The sequence below is a fragment of the Paractinoplanes deccanensis genome (assembly GCF_016862115.1).
GTDB lineage: Bacteria > Actinomycetota > Actinomycetes > Mycobacteriales > Micromonosporaceae > Actinoplanes > Actinoplanes deccanensis.
On record NZ_BOMI01000037.1, the window covers coordinates 92,499 to 115,862 of the forward strand.

Annotated in this window: 19 protein-coding genes and 1 tRNA gene; 9 read left to right on the forward strand and 11 right to left on the reverse strand. The window is 68.7% G+C overall.

Features of this window, described 5'->3' with window-relative positions; all coding sequences use genetic code 11:
- The first annotated feature begins 38 nt into the window (after nt 1-38).
- From Ade02nite_RS11495 to Ade02nite_RS11510, 4 genes are all read left to right on the forward strand, one after another.
- On the forward strand, nt 39-989 hold the full coding sequence (locus tag Ade02nite_RS11495; protein ID WP_203761578.1) for an ABC transporter ATP-binding protein: 951 nt from the start codon (nt 39-41) through the stop codon (nt 987-989).
- A gap of 3 nt (nt 990-992) precedes the next feature.
- Nucleotides 993-1,736, forward strand: coding sequence for an ABC transporter permease (locus tag Ade02nite_RS11500; protein ID WP_203761579.1), 744 nt, complete (start codon nt 993-995; stop codon nt 1,734-1,736).
- 41 nt (nt 1,737-1,777) lie between these two features.
- On the forward strand, nt 1,778-2,866 hold the full coding sequence (locus Ade02nite_RS11505) for a magnesium and cobalt transport protein CorA (protein ID WP_203761580.1): 1,089 nt from the start codon (nt 1,778-1,780) through the stop codon (nt 2,864-2,866).
- 136 nt (nt 2,867-3,002) lie between these two features.
- Nucleotides 3,003-5,597, forward strand: a complete 2,595-nt coding sequence (locus Ade02nite_RS11510) for a lipopolysaccharide biosynthesis protein (protein ID WP_203761581.1) — start codon at nt 3,003-3,005, stop codon at nt 5,595-5,597.
- 256 nt (nt 5,598-5,853) lie between these two features.
- On the opposite strand, the gene Ade02nite_RS11515 is transcribed toward Ade02nite_RS11510, so the two are convergent.
- Nucleotides 5,854-6,750, reverse strand: a complete 897-nt coding sequence (locus tag Ade02nite_RS11515) for a hypothetical protein (RefSeq protein WP_203761582.1) — start codon at nt 6,748-6,750, stop codon at nt 5,854-5,856.
- 854 nt (nt 6,751-7,604) lie between these two features.
- On the opposite strand from Ade02nite_RS11515, the gene Ade02nite_RS11520 reads away from it, so the two are divergent.
- From Ade02nite_RS11520 to Ade02nite_RS11530, 3 genes are all read left to right on the forward strand, one after another.
- Nucleotides 7,605-9,539, forward strand: a complete 1,935-nt coding sequence (locus Ade02nite_RS11520) for a DUF2750 domain-containing protein (RefSeq protein ID WP_203761583.1) — start codon at nt 7,605-7,607, stop codon at nt 9,537-9,539.
- Between the two features lie 83 nt (nt 9,540-9,622).
- Nucleotides 9,623-10,060 (forward strand): response regulator, encoded by a 438-nt coding sequence (locus tag Ade02nite_RS11525; RefSeq protein ID WP_203761584.1) that lies wholly within the window; start codon nt 9,623-9,625, stop codon nt 10,058-10,060.
- Between the two features lie 29 nt (nt 10,061-10,089).
- Entirely contained in the window at nt 10,090-10,437 is a 348-nt protein-coding gene (locus Ade02nite_RS11530; protein WP_203761585.1) for a PRC-barrel domain-containing protein, read from the forward strand.
- Here Ade02nite_RS11530 and Ade02nite_RS11535 read toward each other — a convergent pair.
- From Ade02nite_RS11535 to Ade02nite_RS11555, 5 genes are all read right to left on the reverse strand, one after another.
- The gene (locus tag Ade02nite_RS11535; protein WP_239168689.1) at nt 10,430-11,413 is read right to left on the reverse strand and encodes a 3-oxoacyl-ACP synthase III family protein; all 984 of its coding nucleotides are present in this window, start codon (nt 11,411-11,413) and stop codon (nt 10,430-10,432) included. The genes Ade02nite_RS11530 and Ade02nite_RS11535 overlap by 8 nt on opposite strands.
- Nucleotides 11,414-11,651: 238 nt before the next feature.
- The gene (locus Ade02nite_RS11540) at nt 11,652-12,515 is read right to left on the reverse strand and encodes an MHYT domain-containing protein (RefSeq protein WP_203761587.1); all 864 of its coding nucleotides are present in this window, start codon (nt 12,513-12,515) and stop codon (nt 11,652-11,654) included.
- A 193-nt stretch (nt 12,516-12,708) separates the two neighbouring features.
- The gene (locus tag Ade02nite_RS11545) at nt 12,709-13,122 is read right to left on the reverse strand and encodes a hypothetical protein (protein ID WP_203761588.1); all 414 of its coding nucleotides are present in this window, start codon (nt 13,120-13,122) and stop codon (nt 12,709-12,711) included.
- An 81-nt stretch (nt 13,123-13,203) separates the two neighbouring features.
- Complete coding sequence (locus Ade02nite_RS11550; protein ID WP_203761589.1) at nt 13,204-14,442, reverse strand: Ig-like domain-containing protein; 1,239 nt, start codon at nt 14,440-14,442, stop codon at nt 13,204-13,206.
- A gap of 109 nt (nt 14,443-14,551) precedes the next feature.
- Complete coding sequence (locus tag Ade02nite_RS11555) at nt 14,552-15,814, reverse strand: L,D-transpeptidase (protein WP_203761590.1); 1,263 nt, start codon at nt 15,812-15,814, stop codon at nt 14,552-14,554.
- Nucleotides 15,815-15,962: 148 nt separating this feature from the next.
- Here Ade02nite_RS11555 and Ade02nite_RS11560 point away from each other — a divergent pair.
- Nucleotides 15,963-16,035, forward strand: a tRNA-Lys gene (locus Ade02nite_RS11560).
- 274 nt (nt 16,036-16,309) lie between these two features.
- On the opposite strand, the gene Ade02nite_RS11565 is transcribed toward Ade02nite_RS11560, so the two are convergent.
- From Ade02nite_RS11565 to Ade02nite_RS11585, 5 genes are all read right to left on the reverse strand, one after another.
- On the reverse strand, nt 16,310-16,888 hold the full coding sequence (locus tag Ade02nite_RS11565; protein WP_203761591.1) for a hypothetical protein: 579 nt from the start codon (nt 16,886-16,888) through the stop codon (nt 16,310-16,312).
- A gap of 133 nt (nt 16,889-17,021) precedes the next feature.
- A complete protein-coding gene (locus Ade02nite_RS11570) occupies nt 17,022-17,621 on the reverse strand; it encodes a hypothetical protein (protein WP_203761592.1) in 600 nt (199 codons plus the stop codon).
- Between the two features lie 552 nt (nt 17,622-18,173).
- On the reverse strand, nt 18,174-19,673 hold the full coding sequence (locus tag Ade02nite_RS11575; RefSeq protein WP_203761593.1) for a tyrosine-type recombinase/integrase: 1,500 nt from the start codon (nt 19,671-19,673) through the stop codon (nt 18,174-18,176).
- Between the two features lie 395 nt (nt 19,674-20,068).
- Entirely contained in the window at nt 20,069-20,902 is an 834-nt protein-coding gene (locus Ade02nite_RS11580; protein WP_239168690.1) for a TRM11 family SAM-dependent methyltransferase, read from the reverse strand.
- An 82-nt stretch (nt 20,903-20,984) separates the two neighbouring features.
- Nucleotides 20,985-21,665 (reverse strand): hypothetical protein, encoded by a 681-nt coding sequence (locus tag Ade02nite_RS11585; RefSeq protein WP_203761595.1) that lies wholly within the window; start codon nt 21,663-21,665, stop codon nt 20,985-20,987.
- A 707-nt stretch (nt 21,666-22,372) separates the two neighbouring features.
- On the opposite strand from Ade02nite_RS11585, the gene Ade02nite_RS11590 reads away from it, so the two are divergent.
- The gene (locus tag Ade02nite_RS11590; protein ID WP_203761596.1) at nt 22,373-23,188 is read left to right on the forward strand and encodes a hypothetical protein; all 816 of its coding nucleotides are present in this window, start codon (nt 22,373-22,375) and stop codon (nt 23,186-23,188) included.
- Nucleotides 23,189-23,364 lie beyond the last annotated feature (176 nt).

The following is a 23,364-nucleotide window of genomic DNA, read 5'->3' on the forward strand; positions in this document are numbered from 1 at the left end:
GTCAAAAACTGGCCGCAACCGATTCTAGGTTCGGTCACATGATTGAGACACGAGGGCTGACAAAGCATTTCAAGGACGTGCGGGCCGTCGACGGCATCGACGTCACCGTCCGGGCGGGCGAGCTCGTCGCGCTCCTCGGCCCCAACGGCGCCGGCAAGTCCACCACCCTGCGGATGCTCACCACGCTCATCCCGCCGACCTCGGGCACCGCGACGGTCGCCGGCTTCGACGTCGTGCGCCGCCAGCGCGAGGTGCGGCTGCGGATCGGCTACATCGGCCAGGGCAACGGCGCGGGGCACAGCCAGCGCGGGCGCGACGAGCTGATCAGCCAGGGCCGGGCGTACGGGATGAGCGTGCGGGACGCGCGCGCCCGCGCCGCCGAGCTGATCGAGTCGCTGGGGCTGGCCGAGGTCGCCGACCGCCGGGTCTCGTCACTCTCGGGCGGCCAGCGGCGCCGGCTGGACATCGCGATGGGTCTCATCCACGCCCCCGAGCTGCTCTTCCTCGACGAGCCGTCGACCGGTCTCGACCCGCAGAACAGGGCCAACCTCCAGGAGCACATCCTCGCCCTGCGCGCCCGGCACGAGACGACGATCGTGCTGACGACCCACTACCTGGACGAGGCCGACTCGATGGCCGAGCGGGTCATCGTGATCGACCACGGCCGGATCATCGCGGACGACACTCCCCAGCGGCTCAAGGACGAGCACGTCGGCGACCGGATCCTGCTCGGCTTCGACGCCGAGACCGACGCCGCGGGCGCGGCCGGCGTGCTGCGCGCCGAGCGTCAGGGCAAGCAGGTGCTGCTCCACCTGCCGGACGCTCCTCGCCGGGCGCCCGTGGTCCTCGAGGATCTGCGCGCCGCCGGATACCCGGCCGCCGAGATCGAGGTCACCCGGCCGACGCTCGACGACGTCTTCCTGCACCTGACCGGGCGCAGCCTCCGCGAGGGCGGCGCCGCCACCGACAAAGAGCTCGTGGAGGTCTGAGCCATGACCACGCTGATCGCCGACACCACGACCGTGTTCAGCCGCGAGCTGCGCCCGCTGCTCCGCGACCCGTTCACGATCATCTTTTCGATGGTGCAGCCGCTGGTCTTCCTGGCGCTGTTCACCCCGCTGCTGCCGGACGAGGGCGGCAACGCGCTCCAGTGGTTCGTGCCCGGCATCATCGTCATGTCCTGCCTGTTCGCGTGCTCGATGACCGGCTCCAACCTGCTCTTCGAGATCCAGACCGGCTCGCACGAGCGGATGCTGGTCACCCCCCTGCGGCGGCCCGCGCTGCTGATCGGCCGGGCGCTCAAGGAGATCGTCCCGATGTTCGCCCAGGCCGCGCTCATCGTGGTGGTCTGCCTGCCGTTCGGGTTCCGGTTCGACCCGCTCGGCGCGGTGATCGGGCTGGCCATCCTGGCCGCCTTCTGCGTCGGGCTGGGCGCTCTCTCGTACACCCTGGCCCTGGCCTCCAAGAATCAGGAGTGGCTGTTCTGGACCGTGCAGCAGACACTGCTCTTCCCGCTGTTGCTGCTCGCCGGGGTGCTGCTGCCGATCGAGAACGGGCCCGGGTGGCTGCGCGCGCTGGCGGCCGGCAACCCGCTGAGCTACGTGGTCGACGCGGAGCGCGCCCTGTTCAACGGCGACATCTGGGCCTCGACCACCCTCGGCGGCGTGATCGCCGCGGCGGTGGTCGCCGTGATCGGGCTCCTGGTGGGCGTACGAGCGATGCGCCGGTCCGACTAACGTCGTGCCGCAGGTGCGGCGGAGCGACAAGGGGACGGCAGATGTTCCGATGGCGGCGGCGCGGGCGCAACCCGGTCGCGGAGATTCTTCCGAGAGCGCTCGGACGGTTGATCGAGGGCCTCAACCCTCGCCCGGAGACACCGCGGCCGCGCCACCACAATCCGGACGCCGTCGTCGATTGCGCGGTCTATGCCGCGGGGGTGCGCAAACCGGGCGCGGTGGATTTCAACAGCGCCCGCATTCCCCGGGGCGGCTTCCTCTGGCTCGGCCTCCACGAGCCGGACCGGGCCACCATGCGCGCCGTGGCCAAGGCGTTCGGCCTGCACGAGCTGGTCGTCGAGCAGACCGTGGAGCGCGGGCACCGGCCGGGCGTCGAGGTGATCGGCGAGGTGACCCGGCTGGTGCTGCGCACCGCCCGCTACGTCGAGCACGAGGAGCTGACGGCGACCTCCGAGGTGATCGACACGGGCGACATCACGCTGCTGATCGGCCCCTCGTTCGTGATCTCGGTGCGGCACGGCGCCCCGGGGGCGCTCTGGTCCGTGCGAAAAGAGGCCGAGAAGCGTCCCGGCCTGCTGCGGCACGGGCCCTGGGCGGTGGCGTACGCCATCGCGAACCGGATGGTCGACGACTACCTGGCCGTCTCCGCCGCCGTCGAGCACGACCTGGAGCACCTCGAGGAGGAGACCTTCGAGGCCAGCCGGTCCGCCGAGGTGGCGCACTTCTACCAGCTCAAACGCGAGATGGTCGAGCTGCGCCGGGCGGTGCTGCCGTTGCAGGAGCCGCTGACCATGATCACCCCACCGGCGGCGCTCCAGCCCTACTTCGTCGACGTGCGCGGCCGGCTGGCCCGGGCCGCCGACCGGATCAACGGCTTCGACAACCTGATCGACTCGGTGCTCCAGGCCCGGCTCACCCAGGTCACCATGGCCCAGAACGACGACATGCGGATGATCGCGGCGTGGGCCGCCATCGCGGCCGTGCCGACGGTGGGCGCCGGGATATACGGGATGAACTTCGCGAAAATGCCCGGACTCGACTCCCCGTACGGCTTCAGCCTCACCATCGCGGTGATCGCGGTGATCTGCGCCGGGCTCTACTGGCGCTTCAAACGGGCGGGGTGGCTGTGAGGCCCGAAAGATCCCCGGGGCCGCCCGAAAGGATCATCGTCTACAACGGACAGTACGGGTAATTCGGGTCACTCGCCCGTAGCCGCCCCAACCGGTGCGTAGCTATCTTCGTACCGTCGTACTCCGGGGAGGCTGTGTGACCGCGACTCAGGTCATCACGCCGCAAGGCGCGACACCGCCGAAGCCGGCGAAGCGCCGGGGCGGTGTCCTGACGGCCCTCAAGGGGCACGTCGACCTATTCCTCAACGCCGGCTCGCTGATCGCCACGACGGCGATCACGTCGCTGCTGGGATTCGTCTTCTGGTGGGTGGCCGCGCGCGCCGCGTCGCCCGAGGCCGTCGGGCAGGCGTCGGCGGCGGTGTCCGCGATGACGCTCATCGGCACGATCGGCATGTTCGGCATGGGCACCATGCTGATCTCCGACCTGTCGCAGCTCCGCAGCCCCAAGTGGGAGCTGATCTCCACCTGCCTGCTGGTCGCCGGCGCCGTCGCCACGGTCGGCGGCATCGCGTACGTCACCGTCGCCCAGCTGTGGATCCCCGGGCTCCAAGAGGCGCTCGGCGGGCGGTTCGGCACCGTGCTGCTCGTCGTCGGCATCGCGATCAACGCGGTCACGCTGGTGCTCGACGAGGCCCTGGTCGGCCTTCTCAAGGGCCCGCTCCAGCTGATGCGCAACGCCTGGTTCTCGGTGATCAAGCTGGTGCTGCTCGCCGGCCTGGCCATCGCGCCGGTCGAGCTCACCGGCAACGAGCTGCTGCTCACGTGGGTCGCCGGCATCGTGCTCTCCACCGCGGTCCTCGGCGGGGCGCTGCGCCGGCGCCGCCTGATCGACTCGGTGCGCCCGCGGCTGTCGCTGCTCAAGGGGCGCGGCCGCTCGGCCTTCGACCACAACCTGCTCAACCTCTCGACCTATCTGCCCCGCGCGGCCCTGCCGCTGCTCGTCACCGCGGTGCTGTCGGCCGAGGCGAACGCGTCGTTCTACACCGCGTTCATGGTGCTGTCGTTCCTCGCGATGGTGCCCGGCAACGTCGCGCTCACCCTCTTCGCCGTCGCGAGCGGCGACCGCAAGGCGCTGCGCTCCAAGGTGCGGGTGGGCCTGCTGATCTGCATCGGCGGCGGCCTTCCGGCGTCCCTGCTGGTCGCGCTCCTGGCCAACCCGATCATGTCGCTCTTCGGCGCCGAGTACGCCGAGACCGCCGGCGACGCCCTGCGGATCCTCGCGCTGACGTACGTGCCGTTCGTCTTCCTGCACTTCTTCATGGCGATCTCCCGGGTACGGAACAAGGTCCGCGGCGCCGGCGTCTTCGCGCTCTTCGCGGGCCTCGCCGAGCTGGGCGCGGCCTGGTACGGCGGCTCCCACGGCGGCCTGGATGACCTGGTCACGTGGTTCGCGGTCGTCATGTGGATCGAGACCATCTGCGTCGCGCCGACCGTGTTCCGGGTCGTCTTCGCCGGCGCCGCACGACGGGGTGACACCGCGAACAGCACGAGCATGACCCTGCACGAGCGCGCGTGGTTGCCGCTGGAGTACATCCGGACCGTCGGCCCGGTGTACGGCGTGACCGTCGACGGCGTACGCAAAGCCCTGATCGGCCTGCACGCGGCCGACCCCAAGCACCGTGCGGTCTCCAAGCTCGACCGCGTGGGTGCCCGCTGGGAACACCTGAACGGCGCCGAATTCGCCCAGTTCGTGCACCGTGCCGTGCAGGACTCCGGCGACTGGTCGCTCGACATGGACGGGATGACCCGCAAGCTCCAGTCCGAGCCCCGCGGCGTGCACCCGATCCGCATCCTGGTCGGCGCCGGCTACGTCGCGATGAAGGTCTCGCACGCGTACGGCGACGCCGGCCCCGTGAACTCGCTGCTGCACGAGCTGGTGCTCGCCGCGAGCCAGGGACGCGCCGCGGTGATCCCGCCGCTGGAGCGCAACCGGATGGCGCTGCCCAAGGCCTGGTGGAAGCAGTTCGGCACCAAGCCGACGCGGTGGAAGGAGGGCATCAGCTTCGCCCGCCCGCCGGAGCCGGAGGAGACCCGGATGCGCAAATGGCAGCCGAACCTGACGGTGCGCACGGCCCGCTCCGCCGACACGCTCAAGAAGATGCGCCAGTGGCGGGACGAGTACGCGCCCGGCGTCACGACCTCGGCGATCACGTTCGCGGCGTTCACGGCGGCGCTCTACCACCTGGGCCTCAAACCGGACACGAACGGCGCCACGTTCCTCGCCGACGGCCGCCGCTACCTGGACAAGGACGTCCGGATCGACAGCAACTTCTGCATGGGCCCCTACCTCTCACCGGAGGACATGATGGACCCGCTGTCGGTGCACAAGACGATCAAGCACGAGCTGGCGACGGGCCGCATCCTCACCATGATGGTGCTGCGCGAAGGCAAGATCGCGCTGGACGGAGCGCCCGGCATGCCCGACCCGTACCCGTCGGAACTGCCGATCCCGCCCCGGCCCCGGCTGACCTTCAGCAATCAGGGCCGGCACGACCTGCTCGCCGACCTGCCCTGGTCGGTCGGCCCCGCATGGCGGGTCAACCTGAGCGTGCCGACGCTGAACAGTCCCGAGGGCGTCACGCTGACGACGAGCGAGATGAACGGCGTGCTGCACCTGGAGGCGACCTTCCACGCGTCGACCTTCGACCCCGATCTGATCTCCCGTGCGCTCGAGATGGTGATCACCGATCCGGCCGGGCAGATCATGTCGGTACGCGAGATAGCGGCCTGAAATAGGTCGCGCCCGGCCGGTGATCCGGTCGGGCGCTGCTATGTCCGGCTGTCGCCGCATTCTCGGGCGCTCGCGGGCGCCCCATCGATCGGTCGGGCGCTCGGTGCGCCACTATGTCCCGGCGCTGCGGCGCCGCTTGGTCCCTGCAATTCCGAAATCTACCGTTCGGGCGCTTCGGGGGAAGGTGAATCCGGGGGTGCGCTCCCGGCCCCTGATGGTGCGGTGCTCGGGGCCGGGAGCGGCACATTCGGCCGGGTCAGCGGTGGCCGTGGTGGTGGCCTCGGTCGCCCTGCGCGCTCGCGGTGGAGGTCGGCGTGACCACCGCGGCCGGTGTCGTGGTCGCGGTCGCCGCCGGGGTGGTGGCGGCCGGCGTGGTGGCGGCCGGCGTGGTGGCCGGGGCGGTCGTCGCGGGCGTGGTCACCGTGGGGGCGGTGGTCGGCGGGGTGGTCGGGCGGGTCGGGCGGCCGTTGTTGTCACCGGGACGGTCCGGGCGGCCGTTGTTGTCACCGGGGCGGTCCGGTCGCCCGTTGTTGTCACCGGGACGGCCGTTGTTGTCGCCCGGGCGGCCCGGCCAGCCGTTGTTGTCGCCCGGACGGTCCGGTCGCCCGTTGTTGTCACCGGGACGGCCGTTGTTGTCGCCGGGGCGGCCGTCGTTGTCGCCGGGGCGGCCGTCGTTGTCGCCGGGGCGGCCCGGCCAGCCCGGGCGGTCGTTGCGCAGGACCGGCAGGATCAGCGTGAACGTCCTGACCTGCGTGCGGGCGCGGCGGCTGCAGTCGTCGTACGAGATCATCGTGCGCAGGCGGGCGATGCCGGCCCGGTCGAAGTCGGGGTTCACGTCGAACTCGACGTAGTCCGAACGGCCCGGCCGCAGGTTGTCGCCACGCGAGAAGGTCGCCGAGCGGGCCCGGCCCGGGTAGTCGATGTCCACGTCCCGAGCGCTCACCCGCACCTCGGCGTCACAGATGCGACGGTCGGTCCGCCAGTAGACCCTGACCTCGGTGTCGGTGTCCGCCCGCACCGCCCGCAGCCAGGTGGTGACCGGCTGAGGCCCCCGATGCGCCGCGACCGCGGGCGCTGCCACGGTCACCGTAGCCACGCTGACGGCCGCACCGGCCATCGCCACCAGTGCCCCGATGCGCCGACTGTTCTTCATTCCATCCTCCAGAGACAGGTCAGTTTCTAACTCAGTCGCTAACCGACGAACCGGACAATATGGGCATCCCCGAAGCTCGCGCCGCCTTTCAGCCGCGTTTCGGCCTAAATTCCTCTTTCTTGTACAAAATGTTTAGCCGAGATCGTCCGAAAAGCTGACCTTGATCAGCCGCCGGGATTCCGCCCGCCAAAGCACAAGCAATATGCGGATACGGCGATGCAAAACATCACGTGAACAGCGAATTCACACCACCCGAGACGGCACGGAAACAGCGGTCCGACACAGCGACAGACTCGGTCGAGACCGCCCACCCGGCGCGGCCGGGGTTGGGCGAGGCCCCAGGGCCGCAGCCTGAGGCGAGGGCGGGCCGGAGGGAGGACCGGGCCGGGTCGGGCCAGGCCGGGTCGGGCCAGGCCGGGTCGGGCCAGGCTGGGTCGGGGACAGAGGCGAACCAAGTCGGGCCAGGAGTGGGAAGCAGGGCCGAACCAAGCAGGGCCGGGGCCGGGCAAAGGCTGGGGCCGAGACCGGCCTGACGAGGGCCGGGCCGACCTTGGCCCAGAGGCGAGGGTCGGCTTGGCGCCCGGAGCCGAAGTCGGCGGCGGAGCGCTGGGGCGGGGATCGAGGGCCGTTGGGCCCGTGAAGGGTCACTAGGCAGAGGCGCAATCCGGAGACGGTCGGGGCGGATTAGGGCGCGGCGGCGGTCTTTGAGGTGCGCGCCGAGGGTGGGTGGGCAATCGGGAGCGGCGTCGGCGGGGTGGCTGAACTCCACCTAAGGTCGAAATAGTGGGTCGAACCCTCTCGAAAGTGTCCGATGCGACACGATGGAGGCGTACACGCAGGAGGGAGAGCCACGGATGTCGCTCAGCGGAGCCCACCGGGCGGCGTTTCGCCGGGAGGCGGCGCGGGACGGGCGCGTCTTCTCGATCCGGGACGCCGAAGGGTTTCCCGCGCCGGCTGGGCCGGACGGGCGGCGGACTGTTCCCTTCTGGTCGAAGTCGTCGCGGGCCGGGCGGGTGGTTGCCCAGGTGCCGGCCTATCAGGGTTTCGAGGTGGTGGCGGTCGAGGTGGGCGAGTGGCTCTCCGACTGGCTCGATCGCCTCGAAAGTGACGGCATGCTGGTCGGCGTCAACTGGGCCGGCGCCCACGCCACCGGCTTCGACCTGGCGCCGGGGCAGGTGCGGCAGTGGTTCGCGGACGCTCCCGCCGACCTCGCGCCCCCGGCCACCTCGGCGAAAACCGAACCCCGCGCGCCGAAGACAACGGCCGGCAACCACGCGCCGAAAAGAACAGCCGAGGACCGCACTCCGACGGGAACGACCGAGACCCGCGCTCCGAGAACGACGGCCGAGACCCACGCGCCCGAGACAACGGTCAAGAACCACACGCCAGAGACAACTTCCAAGAACCACGTGCCGGAAGCGGCGGCCGGGACCAACGCGCCCGAGACCAACGCGCCCGAGACCACGGCCGAGACCCGCGCGCCCGAAACAACGATCGAGAACCACCTCCCGAAGGAAGCGACCGAGAATCGCGCCCCAAGGACTACAGCCGAGGACGGCCGAGCAAGGACGGCGGACGACCGCCCCACGAAGTCCGCCACCGCAGCAGTGGGCCGGCATTCAAAGGACGCAAATCCGGCGCCGGGCAGGACCAGGCCCGCCAAGACCGCGACCCCAGCGGCCGCCGGGATCAGGCCCGCGAAGACCGCGACCCCGGCAACGCCCAAGGCTCGGCCCACGAAGACCGCTTTCCCGGCGACACCCGAAACCCAGCCAACGAACACTGCGCCCCCAGCGACGCCCGAGATCGAGCCGACGAAGGCGGCAGCTCAGGCAAAGGCGAAGGCGGAGACGGAGACGGAGGCGGAGGCGGAGGCTACGAAGGCGGCGACTGAAGCTGAGCCCACATCGACGGCCGAGCCGACGGCTGCCGAAGGGCGTCTCGCGAAGATGGCGAACCCGGCGGCGGTCGGGCCCCACTCCCCCGGCAGCCCCGACCCGGCCGTGAGCGGAGACGCCGATACGAACGCGGCCGGTGCTCCCAGCCGTCGGCGGGTGTCGAGTCGCCCGGCGGATGACGTCGTCGACGAAGGGAAGAAGGCCGTTCCCGAAAGGGCTGGCGCTGCGCCGGACGACATCGGTGACGCTGCCAGGACCGCCGGTGTAGCTCACGAAGCGGCGGAGCTGGGCAGCGCAGTCTCCCCCGCGGCAGAAGCAGCGGAAGCAGCGGAGGGCCGAGAGGACACAGCCGGCCGGCACGAGCCCGCGGGCCCGGAGGACGCACGCACACCTCATCGGTCGCCGAGCGGCGGAGGCGCGCGCCCGAACCCCGAAGCGGCGACGCCGGGCGCCACCCCCGCGGCGGACGTCGAGGATCAGGCAAACGCCACCGAAACGCCCCAGGCCGGACAAGAGCAACCGCCGGGCAAGGACACCGAGCGGCCGGCAAGGGCCAACCACGGCCCCGCGGTAAGCAAGATCGAAGCAGCGGCAGCAAAGGTCGAGTCAAGCGCCCAGGCCGCCGCGGCCAAGGTGGAGGCGGGCGCCCAAGCAGCCGCCGCCAAGGTCGAAGCGGGCGCCCAAGCAGCCGCCGCCAAGGTCGAAGCGGGCGCTCACGTAGCGGCAGCCAAGGCGGAGGCCGGTGCGCACGCGGCGGTGGAGAAGGTGAAGGCCGGCACCCATCAGGCGGCCGTCAAGCTGGAGACCGGAGCCGCGAGGGTCAAGGCCAAGGTCAAGGCGGCGAAGAAGCACAACCCGGCCAAAACGGACCCGCCGGTGGAGAGGAACTGAGTGAGTAGGATTTCAGTCGCCCGACCGTAGGTTCGCGGCGTCCGTACCCCTATGCTTGCGGCACGGCAAACAAAGGGGCTTCCGTGCACGGTCTGCAAATCCTCGTCGTCGATGACGATGATGCCGACGCGCTCATGATCTCCGAGGCGTTGGAGTCGGCCGACAGCAGCGCGTCGGTCGAGCGGGTGGCCGATGGGCGGGAGGCGCTCGACTACCTTCGCCGGCAGGGTCCCTACGCGCAGGCGCACCGGCCCGACCTGATCCTGCTCGACCTCAACATGCCGCGCATGGACGGGCGCGAGACGCTCGCGGCCATCAAGAGCGACGACGGGCTCAAGGCGATCCCGGTGGTGATCCTGACCACCTCGGGCGCCGCCCCGGACATCGTGGCCAGCTATCAGCATCGCGCGAACGCGTACGTGACCAAGCCGTTCGGGCTCGACGACTTCGAGAGCACCGTCCGGCAGATCAACCGGTTCTACCGGGAGGTCGCGACCCTGCCGCAGCCGCGCCAGGCTTAGCGGCGGGCCGCCTCGGGTAACCGGGGCCCATGACCGATAACCAAGCACCCGAGGATCTCGGCGCACCCGTCGCCTACCTCGTGTTGAAGGACGGGACGGCCGTGTACGACCGGTCGGGCTCGCGGGTCGGCACGGTCGAGCATGTGCTCGCCGACGAGCGGCAGGACGTCTTCCACGGGCTCGTCCTCGACACGCCGCGGGGCCACCGGTTCGCGCCGGCCGGCCAGGTCGACGGGCTCTTCGAGCGGGGCGTCATCGTCGCGGTGCCCGCGGGTGAGCTGCCGGAGCCGAGCGAGGACCCGTCCGCCTCCGTCGCCGACGAGGGCCTGCGGGACACGCTGAAGAAGGCGTGGAACTGGCTCGTACAGCCTAAATAGCCCGCCACCGCAGCAGGCAGGCGCCGACCGACATGCCACCGCCGAACCCGGCCAGAAGCACGAGGTCGCCGTCGGTCAGCGCACCCGAGCGGGCGGCCTCGTCGAGGGTGACCGCCACCGAGGCGCTGCCGACGTTGCCGTAACGGTCGAGCGTCAGGTGGGTCGTCGCCGCCGTCAGCCCGGTCTGCTCGACGAGCTCGGCGAGCATGACGCCGTTCGCCTGGTGGGGCACGAAGTGGTCGACGTCCTCGACCGCCACGCCGGCCCGCTTGAGCAGGGTCTCGAGCGCCGGCGGGACGCCACTGGCGACGAACTCGCGGACGCCGCGCCCGTTCATCTTGAAGTAGTGGTCGCCGTTCGCCACCGTCTCGGCGGAGGCGGGCAGCCGGCTGCCGCCGGCCGGGACGTGGATGAGCTCGTTCGCCTCGCCGCGGGACACCAACTCGAGGTCGACCAGGCCGTAGCCGTCGGGGACCGCGCCGAGCACCGCCGCGCCGGCGCCGTCGCCGAAGAGCACTGCCGTGCGACGGTCGCCGAAGTCGAGGATGCGCGAGTAGACGTCCGACGCGATCACCAGGACCTTCGCGCCGGGCTGGGTGGCGATGAGGCTGTTGGCCAGGGCGATGCCGAAGACGAACCCCGCGCAGACGACGTTGATGTCGAAGCAGGCCGCCCGGCCGGCGCCGATCTTGTCCTGGACGAGGGCGGAGGTCGGCGGCTGCGGCGAGTCGCCGGTCGACGTCGAGACGATCAGGTAGTCGATGCCGGCCGCGTCGAGCCCCGCGCCGCGCAGCGCGCGCACGGCCGCCTCGGCCGCGAGATCCGAGGTGGCCTCGCCGGGTGCCGCGAACCGGCGCGCCTCGATCTTCGTCTTGCGGCTGACCCACTCGGGGTCGGCGTCCGGCACCCGGCGCACCAGGTCGTCGTTGGTGACCACCTCGGCCGGCAGGTAGGAGCCGGTTCCCAGGATCCCCACGCCCATGTTGCCCCCAGCCCTCGGTCGACTCCGCCCGTCCCGAAAGAGGCTAACCGCCTTCGGTTATAGCGATCGGCGGCCGATCATGCCGCTGACCTGCGACTATCTCCAGCCGGAGCGACGTGTCACCGACGCGTATACGCTCTGTCACGCGAATCGCCCAGCGGGGCGGATTCGGTGGAGACCAAAACCACGAAAAAGCCGGCGCTCGATGCGAGCGCCGGCTTTACGGGTGAGGTCAGCGGGACGAGCGATCCCGGTACGTCCACGCGCCGGAGCTGAGCGCGCCGGGCGCCGGGGCGGCCGGCTGCCGCGGGGCGCGGGCGGCCGCCTCCTCGCGGCGCTGCGCCAGGTAGGCAGCGGCCGCCTTGTCCTCCTCGGTCGGGGCGGACATGAGGGCGTACGCCAGGCCGATGATGCCGAAGACCACGGCCAGGCCGATCGGGACGAGCATGCCGCCGGCGGTGGCGCCGGGCAGCTGACCGGCCGACGGCTCGGTCTGCACCGACATGGCGCTCATGCCGGTGAAGTGCATGCCGTTGACGGCGATGCCCATGACGAGCGCGGCGACGAAGATGACGAGCGGGCGGCGCACGGTGACCGCGAGGAAGAGCGCCACGGCGGCGGCGACGACGGCGATGCCGATCGACAGGCCGACACGCGTCATCCCGTACGAGATGTCGCCGTTGAGGTTCATCGCGGCCATGCCGGTGTAGTGCATCGCGGCGACACCGAGGCCGGCGACGACGCCACCCGCGACGATGCGGAAGTTCTGGGCGCCCTTGCCGAGCGCGGCGATCGCCAGGCCGATACCGACCGCGACCACGGCGATGATCGCGCTCGCGGCGGTGAGGCCCACGTCGTAGCGGATCGGCGTGCCCGAGACGCTGAACCCCATCATGGCGACGAAGTGCATGCTCCAGATCGCCGTGCCACCCAGCGACAGCGACGCGAGCACCAGCCACCAGGTCTGCTCGCCGCGCGCGGTCGCGGAACGTAGCCGTACGGCACATGTCAGGGCAAGCATCGACCCCAGCACCGACAGCACGTAACTGACCGTCGGGGTGATCCACCCGTGGTCGAAATGATGGATCTGCGCCATCGCGGTTTCCCTTCTGAGTGCCCCGCTCCGGGAGAGCATCATGCACGCACCCTGGTGATCGCGAAAGCCGAGAGCGTCACCTTCTCGCTACAGATGGAGAAACAGCCGGAAGGCCTTGCCCGATCGTCTGATTCCGCAGGTCAAAGGCCGTGTCGTTTGTCCACTTTTACGGTCATCAATGGCGCTCTGCCGCTCATCCGACGGTCTGTAGCCCGCTGTCGGCACATACCGAGGACATGTCGGCGGCCGCGGCGCTGACCGCCGCGACCGCGTCGGGCTCACTCTCCGTGCCCGCGGCGTCGGCCGCTTGGCGGTACGCCGTGAGGAGCGCCTGAGCGGCGTCGGCGACCGGGGCGTCGGCGGTGGCGCTCGCCTCGACGATGCCGGCGACCACACCCCGCTCCATGAGGCTCGCGTCGGTCACCGCGCCGGCCAGGGCCGCGCAGGCCAGCGTGCCGGGCGGGTCGTCGGCGAGCTCGGCGGAGGCGCTGGACTCCACGGAGGCCGCCGGGGGGAAGGCGGGCGCCGGCGCCGGCTCGCTCTCGGCCGAGCAGGCGGCCGGCAGGAGGAGGGCAACCAGGGCGGTCAGCCCCGCGATTTGTCGCACTTCTCCAGATTAGGGGCGCTTACCGGCGTACGGACGAAAAAAGCCCGGCCGAGACGGCCGGGCCTTGATCGCAAAGCTTGCTCAGAGGTAGGAGCCCTTTTTGTACTCTTCCCAGCTCATGTTCCAGTCGGTCCAGCCGTTGCCGTTCTTCAGCTTCTCCTCGGTGCCGCTGACCGTGATCACGTCACCCATGAGGGTCTTGTTGAACAGCCAGGCGCCCATGGCCTCGGAGACGTTGACGCAGCCGTGCGAGACGTTGACCTTGCCCTGCTTGCCCTCGGACCAGGGAGCGGCGTGGATGTACTGCCCGGACCAGGTGATGCGCTGGGCGAAGTCGATCGGGGTGCGGTAGCCCTCCTCGGGACCGAGCTCGTCCGTCGTGTCGAAGATCGTGTGCTTCTTCTTCTCGATGACGACCATGGTGCCGCTCGAGGACGGGGTGCTCGGCTTGCCGAGGCTGACCGGCAGGGTCTTGATGACCTTGCCGTTCTCCTTGACCGTCATCTGCTTGGTCTTGTTCGACACCGTCATGATCAGGGAACGGCCGATCTTGAGGTCGACGGTCAGGTCGGACCTGCCGTAGTAGCCGTCGCCCAGCGGCACGCCGGCCAGGGAGACCTTGTAGAAGACCTTGGTGTTGGGCTTCCAGTAGACCTTGGGCCGGTAGTGGACCTCGGTGGGGCTGGTCCAGTGCCAGGTGCCCTCCTGGGCCGGGGTGGCGGTGACGACCATGCGCCGCTCGACGTCGTCACGGTAGCTCTCGGGGATGGAGCGGCCGAACTTCATGATCAGCGGCATGCCGACGCCGACCACCTGGCCGTCGCCGAGGAAGCTGGTCACGCGCACCACCTTGGACGGCTTGGCCATCGTGGTGAAGGTGCTCGTGGTGGTGTTGGTCTTGCCCTCGGCCTCGGGGCCGGTGACCGTCACCGTGTACTTCGTGCCGTACGCCAGGGCCTTGGCCGGGGTGAACGTCTTGGCGTCCTTGTCGAGGGTGCCCTCGACCTCCTTGCCGGCGGCGTCGGTCACCTTGACCGTGGTGCCCTCGGCGTCCTCGGTCGTGTACTTGATCGGGCTGATCGCGACGACGTTCTTGGCGTCGGCAGCCGGCGAGGTCACCGCGACGGTGCTCGGCAGCGGCTGCTGCGAGGCCTCCGACCCGCCCGCGGGCGCACCCGCGCTGCTGCCGGGCTCGGCGCCACCCTGCCACGACGACGACTTCTTGTCGTCACCGCCGCAGGCAGCGGAGCTCAGCAACACGCTTCCCGCGATCACCGTGATCGCGGCGAGCCGCCAGCGTTTCGTTCCCCAGGTCTTCATGGTCCCTCTCACGGCGTCGTTCATCCCCGGCGCCCAATACTGCTTCGTTTTTCCCCGGTGACCAATCCCGGAATCGTGCCGCTTCCCGATTCGCATCCGGACATTGCGCTTATTTCAGACTTTCCGGTACGGGGAGAGCACTGCCCTTGGTGAACTCGTCCCAACTCACGTTCCACGGCGTCCATCCGTTTCCGTAGTCGAGCTTGTCCTCGGTGCCCTTCACGGTGACCGGGTCACCGATGAGCGTGTTCTCGAAGAGCCACCGGGCGTTGCCGGGCGACACGTTCACACAGCCGTGCGACACGTTGCGGCGGCCCTGCGAGTTGACCGACCACGGCGCGGAGTGGATGTACTGACCGCTCCAGGTCAGGCGCTGGGCGTACTGGATCTCGGTGCGGTAGCCCTCCTCGGGCCCGAGCTCGGCGGTGGTGTCGAACACCGTCTCGGCGAGCTTGTCCATCACGACCATGGTGCCGCTGGACGACGGGGTGCTCTTCTTGCCGAGGCTCACCGGCATCGTCTTGACGACCTTGCCGTCCTGGAGCACCGTCATCTTCTTGCTCGCGTTGTCGACCTTCATCTCGAAGTCGCGCCCGATCTTCGCGGTGGCCGAGCGGTCGCGGTCGCCATACCGCCCCGAGCCGGTGGGCAGGCCGCCGACGGCGATGCGGACCTTGAGCGTGGTGCCCGGTTTCCAGAACTCGGGGGCCCGGTAGTAGGCCTGGGTGCCGCTCGCCGTCCACGACCACACGCCGGGCTGCGCCGGGCTCGTCGACACGAACATGCGGCGCTCGACGGCGGCGCGGTCGGCCTTCTTGATGCCCGGGCTGAACTCGACGACGACCGGCATGGCCACGCCGTACGTCTTGCCGTCGAACAGGTAGAGGCCGGTGCCCGTCTTCTTGGCCGGGGCGCCCATCGTCGTGAACTTGGTGGTCGCCGTCTTGCTCTGGCCGCCGTCGGTCGTGGCGGTGACGCTCGCCACGTACGTCTGCTTGGCCTTGAGGGGCGCACTCGGCACCCACGACGAGCCGTCGGCGCGCAGGGTGCCCGAGACTGCCTTGCCGGCCGCGTCCTTGAGGGTGACGGTGCTCACCTTGCCGCCGCTGACCTTGAGGCCGATCTCCGTGCTGACCGGCACGTTCGCCTTGCCGGCCGCCGGCGTCACCGTGAGGCTGATCGGAACGGCAGCACTCTCGGTCTGGCCACTCTCGGTGATCGGCGCCCGCGCCTGCGCACTCGCCGACGCCCCCGGATCAACCCAGGCGTGCGGTTTGTCGTCTTTGTCCCCGCCGCCGCACCCCGACAGCGCGAGCGGCGTGATCACTGCCGTCGCCAACAACGCCACCAGCGTGCGCCGCATGCTGACCATCCCTGAAGGCCGATCTGAAGTTTGCGGGGCCATCCTGCCTCATGGATGCAAGAGATCGAGTCCCCCTGACGGCCGAGATCTTTTGGGTGGGGGTGGATTTCAGGGATCGCGGAGGTGGGTGCTAAGGTTTTCCTCGTTGCCAGGGCGAGCGCCGCTAGCTCAATTGGCAGAGCAGCGGACTCTTAATCCGCGGGTTGTAGGTTCAAGTCCTACGCGGCGCACCGGTTAACGGGGCTCTGATCAGGCGTTTTACGTCTGATCAGAGCCCTTTTCATGTCCCTTGTGGACGGTTGTGTGATCCATGTGTGCTCTAGAGCCGTTGACACCACCCGACAGCAACCAGCGACGATCACCAGATAGCCATAGACGTGACGGCGGTCACGTCCCATCCGGCCCGGTATTTCAATGCCGGCGACCTCAGCCCGACGCCGCCCCTGAGTCGCGGGCCAAAGGCTCGCCGCGCACTCCCGCCGCCAGCTGATCGAAAGCCCGTCGTTACGGCTTCGTTCCGTCGGCCGCGGCTGCCCGCCGTCGCTCCATCGCTTCGAGCTCTTCCGGAGTCATCGTCGCCACATGCTCCTCCCAGCGAAGCTGAATTTCGATCGTGGCGATCTCAGGACCAAGCTCATCCATCAACGCCTGCCGCAGCTCAAAGGTGACCGCTCGCAGCGCGTGAACCGTCTCCTGCACGACAGCGACGGAGGTGCCCGACGCTGGAAGGGTGTGGTCACGACGTTTACTGCGTAGCAGCACCGGACCGTCGGGTCCGCCAGAGGCCCATACATCGTGAACGAGGCGGTTACGCCGTTCGCTGAGTGTCTTCGCCGTGCTCAGGACCTCCGTCAGCCTAGTTCTGGCGGGCTCGGTAATCTCGCGATGCCGCCTCGTCACGGCGGCACAGTTCTCTATCAGTTCCCCAGCCATCATTCCGGCCACGATGACCGCCGCGTACTTGCTGCCTATTAGCGCGCAGAGCGCGGTCCGAAGCTGCATCTCAAATGTCGACGCCGCGTCTACGAGCTCACCGAGAGCGAGGTAGCGGGCGTTTGTCTCCTCCACGCCTGACAATTCCACCGGGCAAGGATCTCAGATCGCTTGCGGCTGGCGCGCCGAGCCAGGCCGCCAGCGCCGCTTGCTCGGATGTTGCTCGGCTGGAGGTCACCACGCGCGCATCGCGCCCACTGCGTGGGGTAATGGAGTGCGCCAGTCAGGCCATGACACGTACAAGGGCAGCTGTCATCGCAATCAACGTCTCGACCTCGGTCCGGCTGTATTCGTAGTCCTTGGTTCCCGCATCTCCGTGCATGGCCCCGCTGGCCTGGTCCTCCAGCGCTGCTCGGATGAAGGCCCATCGTTCGCCAGCGGTCCGGTCCGTCTTGTCCTTCCTGCCCGGCCAGTCCCAGTTGCTCGCGCCCCTGACGCTCTCCAGCGCTTTGCGAACCTGAAGCATCGCGGAGTCAATCTCGTTGCCGCCAAGCAGTCTTTGAGCTTCGCGCAGGAAATCCCCGATCACTCGCCGAGGCTCATCGTCAGCAGGAAATGGGATCAGCATCTCTACGCCGAGCGTCCGGCCGAGAGCGGCGAGCTGTTGACGCCACCTACTCTCCGCAACGCTGACGTGTTCGGTAACTTTCGAACAACCGGGAAACCCCGAGGCCCTCGAAAGAAACCCTTGCACGTCGAGTTCCAGGCGCAGGTCTCCCGACCGGTACTGCTCCAACGCCAGCAGCTGAGCGTTAGTGATCAAGTACGTAAGTTCTTCTCTGCGAACCTCGCCAGTCCTGTTGAACGGCACAAAAGCGTTCACCGACCCCAGGGGAACACGAGGGCCATTGCCCTGCGGGGCATACAGGGTCGTTTCAAGAGCTAGCAGTTGACCGGCTGCCTTAGCGACTTGAGGTACACCGACCTCCAGCTGGAGCCGGAAGACGTGCGCTCCTAGTCCTTTGGATATCCATGGACTCTCGGAAGCGACGCTGACGGTATAGGTTCCGAGGTCTGCCTCGAACCTCAGCTGATTCACGTTGCGCCTTCCATCTCTGTTGCAGTCGAGTGACCTGGGGCAACCCCGGCCTCGCGAAGTGTGATGCCAGCCCGGGGCAGGAGGCCCCTTATGTAGCGTGCCGACCCTGCTTCACCCCGGCCGCTGTCCGCCCTGGGCGCCCTTCCGGCCGATCATTATCTTGCAGACAGCGGACGAGGACACTTGGATATTGCTCACCTGAGCCAGCCCTCGGTCAACGCCGCCGCGGAGTCGCGCGGCGCCTCGCATCTGGCTGCCTCTGCGTGCGTCACTGGCCACGATCAAAAGGCCCGTGACAGCCGGAGTCACCGACTGTCACGGGCCTGATCTGGTCAATCAGCCGACGGCTTTGAGTGGCCGTTGGCGGGGCACGGTGGCGGCGGCCTTCTCAGCGGCATCGAAGGCGAGGTCGGGTAGGACTGTGGTGTAGAGGTCACTGGTCGTGGTGGCCGAGGCGTGCCGGAGCAGGTCTTGTACGACTTTCATGTCAACTCCGGCGGCGAGGTTGATCGTGGCTGCGCCGTGGCGTAGGCCGTGCAGGCCGATCGGCGGGAGGCCAGCCTGTTCCAGGCGGAAGTAGAAGTGGTCGGTGACGTCGGCGGGATGCAGCATCTCGCCGGTCTTGGTCGTGAAGATCAAGCCGTTCTCCACCCACTTGTCGCCAGCGGCCCGCCGCTCTTGACGTTGCTGGGCAAGGTGGTTGTCTAAGGCGAGGACGGTGCCGGCGTCGAGAGGTACGTCGTCGTAGCTGCCGTCGGTCTTGGGTCGCTCCAGCCGGGCTTCCCAGCCGTGCTGGACGACCTGCCAGGCGATGGTGACCTTCTTTCGTCGGTTGTCGTACTCGGCGCGGTGCAGGCCGCAGCCTTCGCCTCGGCGTAGACCCCGATAAGCGATCGTGTGGAAAAGGGCGTACAGCCGGTCGCCGCAGGCGATGAGGTGATCGAGGAAGATGCCGGTCTGTTCGGGCGTCCAGACCATGACCGCGTCGTCGGGCACCTTGCCGGTGAGCTTCCATTCGGCAACGCGTTCGTCGGTCCAGAGGAGTTTCTTGGGCGCCTTTTCGGCGGCAATCTCGACGTACTTGACCGGGTTGACGGGCGGGATGATCCCGCGTTGGATGCCCCAGTTGTAGCCCGCGCGGAGCGTGGCCAGGATGCGATGTTGGGTCGCGATGCCGACCTTGCGCATCCCTTTGACCTGGCGGCGTTTCTCCGCATCTGGGCTGGCGCGGAGTTCGTCGATGAGGGTGTTGCGTTCCTCGATGGTGTCGAGCAGGCCGGTCTCGATCAGGCCGGCGGTAAGCCGGTCGGCGACGATCGTGCCCAGGTTCGGGACGATGTGGTTGTCGATGTGGCCCTGATAAGAGCGCCGGGTGCCCTCCTTGATCTTCTTTCTTTTGCCGTGGCTTCCGCCGCGGCTGGTGATGAACATCGTCATCAGAGTGGCTACGTCCGGGACGGTGTCGAGCTTCTCGACCGCGTAAAGCAGCCGCCGGACGGTGGCCGCGTCGGGGACCTGCTGGTCTGCGTTGACGGCCGTCTCGATGATGTCCCCGGCTCGGGTGAGGTTGGCGATGTCGCCGGGCTCGCACACAGCAAGGGCTTCGGTGATACGTCTCAGCACCTCGCTCGCCGCTGCTTGGCTGTCGAACCCGGCTCGGCGCAGCGGGCGGCGACGGCCATCGGCTGATTTGGGAAGTTCGATCTGGTATTGCCAGACGCCGTGGTTGGGGTTCCAGGTGGTGCCCCGGCGTAGCTTCGGACATGCCGTGCCCCAGGGTTTGCCGGTGGCGGGGTTGCGGCAGCCGCAGCGCTTAGAAGTGGTTCCGGTTTTCATGGGTCCGTCCGTTTGGGTCGCGGGTGCGTCCCAGCGGATTCGCGGATGGGCGGGTCCGCTGGGATCGCGTGGTCGACGCCATCCATGCCGGGTTGGGCTATCGGATCAAGCGCGGGGTCGGCGGTCTTCGTTTATTCGCCGGACCCCTCTTGGCCGCGGTTCCTCGGGGCGGGAAGAGCGTCAGCCGACGTTCTCGGTGGCTCCGATGGCACGCAGTAGGTGGGGTACGCCGACGACGAAGCGGCGGCCAACCTGAGTTACGGGGACGGGGAACTCGCCGGTACGCGCAAGTTGGTATGCGGTGGTGCGGCCGATGCCGAGCACGGCTCCTGCGGTCACGACGTCGGTAGTAGTGCCGAGCGCACGGACTGCGTCGACTGTCCAAGTCGATCGATTCACGACTCCTCCGATCCGGTTCGGCGCAGGATGAGCACGTCTTCGTGCTGCGGGAGCCATTGCGGGTCACCGTTGGCGATGGCGTAGCGGACGTTCTTTCGTTGGAAGAAGGAGGCGTGGTCGATCGCTCGGCCGTCTTGAACGCCAGCGATGAGAGCGACGCATTCCTCAACCAGTTCGAACCCGGCCACCTCTCCGGCGGCGACGACCATACCGGTGACGTCGATGAGTTCGCCCTGGCGGCGGTAGGGGCGGGCCGTGATGACCACGTGTCCTCCGGGACGGAGGAGGGCTTGGCATCCTGCAAGGATCTTTGTGAAGCCTTCGGCCAGTTCGTCGTGCCGGCGGTAGGCGAGATTCTTCGGATCTGCGCCATAGGTGTCGTAGATCCGGCGGACTTTGCCGCGCCCTCGGCCGGGAGTTACGGCGCGGCCGTGAACTGATGACCCATACGGCGGCGAGGTGATGACGAGCGCGACCTGGCCACGGATCTGCGGCGGCAACAGCGAAGGCAGGCACCGAGAGTCGCCCGTGTAGATCTCGCCATGGCCGGCCGCGCCGTTCTTGGTGGCGAGGGCGATGTTGATGGCGGCCAGTGCCGCCCAGCGGTCTTCGTACTCGACTCCGATGCCCCGCCGGCCAAGATGCATGGCCTCGACCACGGTGGTGCCGATCCCAGCCATCGGATCGGCGACGAGGTCGCCGGGGTCGGTGTAGGTGTTGATGGCGTAGCGGGCGATGGTGGGCAGCATCTTGCCGGGGTGGGCGATCGACTCGGCGGCGTAGCGGCCCTTACGCAATTCCCGGGAGAGCTGCTGGCCGGTGAGCCACACGGAACCGGGGTAACTCTGGGCAAGGAGCCCAGCCACGGCGGAGTTGCCGTTCTTAGAGACGCGACGCGGGATGGGCGGCGTTTCAGGCATCGACGGCCTCCAGGGTGGCCGAGGCGAACGCTAGAAGGTCGCGATGAGCGCGAACATGCCTTCCGTCAAGCAACGGCGGTCGGCCGACCGCGCCGAGTTCAGTGCGGGGTTCGGTAGGCGGCAGCGGCGCGAGGAGCACCGGGATGTGCTGGTGGTAGAGCAACCCAGCGGCGCGGGCGGCGGCGATGACGTTTGAGCGGTGCCCCATTGCGTCAGTGCCCGGCCCGCCGATGAGCAGCGTGAGCAAGAACCCGCCGGGGCGCAGGTACGCCCGCCACGCATCGATGGCGCGGCTAAGGGATGGCGTGTCGCGGCTATCGACGTCGAGGCGTGGCAGAGTGGCGATGACCAGGCCGACCTTGGGCTCCGGCTGGGCGGTCAGCCCGTAGTGCTCGCCGAGCGAAGCGTCACCCTGTGTAAGAGAACCGGCGGCGCGGCGGTGGAGGTAGTGGGCGGCCGCGGCGACGGTCGGGTGGGCGTCGAGGTCCAGCACGGTGTCGCCGTCGCGGGTGTAGTGGGCGATCAGGTGCGCGACGTGCTCCGGGTGGATGCCGTACCAGTCGGGCAGAGTAGCGCCGGAGTGTTGGCGCGGACCCTGGCCGTGCGGTCGGAACAGCAGCAGCGCGATGGGAGCGCGCGGCGGGTAGCTGTCGGTGGGTTGGGACTGCGACATGGGCGTGGTGGGCCATGTCCGCTGACGAACGCTGACATATAGAGATACAGATTTCTGGCCGATTTTCGACATCGTGCAGGGCGCGTCAGCTCCGGCACTGCTCACTCAAAGGGCGGCAGTGCGAGTCCTTGAACAAGATCCTTTAGAGATTGAACACCCAGGCCACGGCCGGTGATGCATCCCGACTCCCTGTGGCGGAGCTTGCCCGATCAGAACTTGCAGGTGGGCGCCATGAACACCACGCCCAGGCCGGCTTGATCAGGGTGACCGGACTCTCAAGCCAGATCAGTGCACACCATGAACAAGATCGCCAGCGACCGTGAACAAGATCGACTAGGGCGGATTCACACCTCCCTCAGCTTGAACACACCGCGCAGCGGCGCTCCGTTGAAGGGCTTCTCAACACCACTCGCCGCCTGCACCGCACCAATGTTCATCGATCGCGTCGGTCCGCGTTCCACTTAGGGAGCCCTCTCTTTAGTGGCCATGAACAGCGAGGCGCAAGGCCGGGTGTCAGTACGAGGCGGAGCAGGCAACGTGCCTCGCTTCCCAGCGCACCAGCCGTCGCCGCATACACAGAGTGACCCACTTGAACAAGGCCCACATGTTCAAGATCTGTTCAACCTGAGTGGCGGGATAGGTGCCGTACTCGCCAGGCGCTCACTGAGCCGCCGGGCGTTCGTCACCCACATTTCGGGGGAATCCTGATGTCCAAGTCTGTTCGTTCGACCGTGCCCGCCGGCGTCAACGCTCCGGGCCTGGTGCTCGGTGAGCAGCCATTCGACGTGGCCGCGACCGCCTTGCGGTTGCTCACCACCGGCCCGGAGCCGCTGTCGGTGGACGGTGCGGCGCTCGGCGGTGGCCTGCCGCGCCGCCGGATCGTGCTGGCGGAGCTGGCTTCGATCCTGATGCATCCGTCCTGCGGCCATGTGACCAGTGATCGGGTGTGGCGGCTGCTGATCGAGCGCGCCCGTAACGACGGCCCCGCCTGGGTGGTTGGCGCGGTGGGGGTGGCGCTGCCGGGCCTGCGGCAGGCGGCCTATCGGCTGCGTCACTACTCCGGTGACGTGCAAGCCGAGCTGCTGACCAGCTTCGTCGCCGCGCTGCCCGCAGTTAACTCATCCGGTGCCCGGGTAGTGCAACGCCTGCTCAGCGCCACCTTCACCGCCGCCCGTGCCGAGCTGCGAGCCAGCGAACCGCGCCGGGAATCCGACCACCTCGACACCACGGCGCTGTGGCCGCGAGCCGGGCATCCGGACCTGGTGTTGGCCCGCGCGGTCGCGGCCGGTGTCATCACCGCCGCCGACGCGGAGCTGATCGGCGCGACTCGGCTGGCCGGAACCTCGGTCGCGGAGTACGCCGAGAGCCTCGGTAAGCAGGTCAAGGCGATCTACAAGGCGCGGGACCGCGCCGAGGGCCTGCTCGTTGCAGCCATGAACGCCGGGCTGCTGTCGGACCCTGACGCGGAAGTCATCACCGAAGCGACCATGACCCTACGCGTCGACTTCCAGCACCGTCTTTAACCTGCGGCTTGTCGAAAACAAGGCCGGAATCTGTATCTCTTAGTGCGGACTTCTCCGCACCTGGTGACCTCGCTCGACCGGTCCCGCTGACGGCGCTGACACCCGTGACGGCTCGCCCCTTCCCCGATGAGGAGGACGGCCATCCGCACCGGTCGCACCTGGGTTCACCGCATCCC

Coding starts and splice junctions, on each gene's coding strand:
- Ade02nite_RS11585 (WP_203761595.1), bottom strand. CDS start 21,665: ATGTCGCAGTCCCAACCCACCGACAGCTACCCGCCGCGCGCTCCCATC.
- Ade02nite_RS11520 (WP_203761583.1), top strand. CDS start 7,605: ATGTCGCTCAGCGGAGCCCACCGGGCGGCGTTTCGCCGGGAGGCGGCG.
- Ade02nite_RS11550 (WP_203761589.1), bottom strand. CDS start 14,442: ATGAAGACCTGGGGAACGAAACGCTGGCGGCTCGCCGCGATCACGGTG.
- Ade02nite_RS11515 (WP_203761582.1), bottom strand. CDS start 6,750: ATGAAGAACAGTCGGCGCATCGGGGCACTGGTGGCGATGGCCGGTGCG.
- Ade02nite_RS11530 (WP_203761585.1), top strand. CDS start 10,090: ATGACCGATAACCAAGCACCCGAGGATCTCGGCGCACCCGTCGCCTAC.
- Ade02nite_RS11500 (WP_203761579.1), top strand. CDS start 993: ATGACCACGCTGATCGCCGACACCACGACCGTGTTCAGCCGCGAGCTG.
- Ade02nite_RS11555 (WP_203761590.1), bottom strand. CDS start 15,814: ATGGTCAGCATGCGGCGCACGCTGGTGGCGTTGTTGGCGACGGCAGTG.
- Ade02nite_RS11495 (WP_203761578.1), top strand. CDS start 39: ATGATTGAGACACGAGGGCTGACAAAGCATTTCAAGGACGTGCGGGCC.
- Ade02nite_RS11575 (WP_203761593.1), bottom strand. CDS start 19,673: ATGAAAACCGGAACCACTTCTAAGCGCTGCGGCTGCCGCAACCCCGCC.
- Ade02nite_RS11505 (WP_203761580.1), top strand. CDS start 1,778: ATGTTCCGATGGCGGCGGCGCGGGCGCAACCCGGTCGCGGAGATTCTT.
- Ade02nite_RS11540 (WP_203761587.1), bottom strand. CDS start 12,515: ATGGCGCAGATCCATCATTTCGACCACGGGTGGATCACCCCGACGGTC.
- Ade02nite_RS11590 (WP_203761596.1), top strand. CDS start 22,373: ATGTCCAAGTCTGTTCGTTCGACCGTGCCCGCCGGCGTCAACGCTCCG.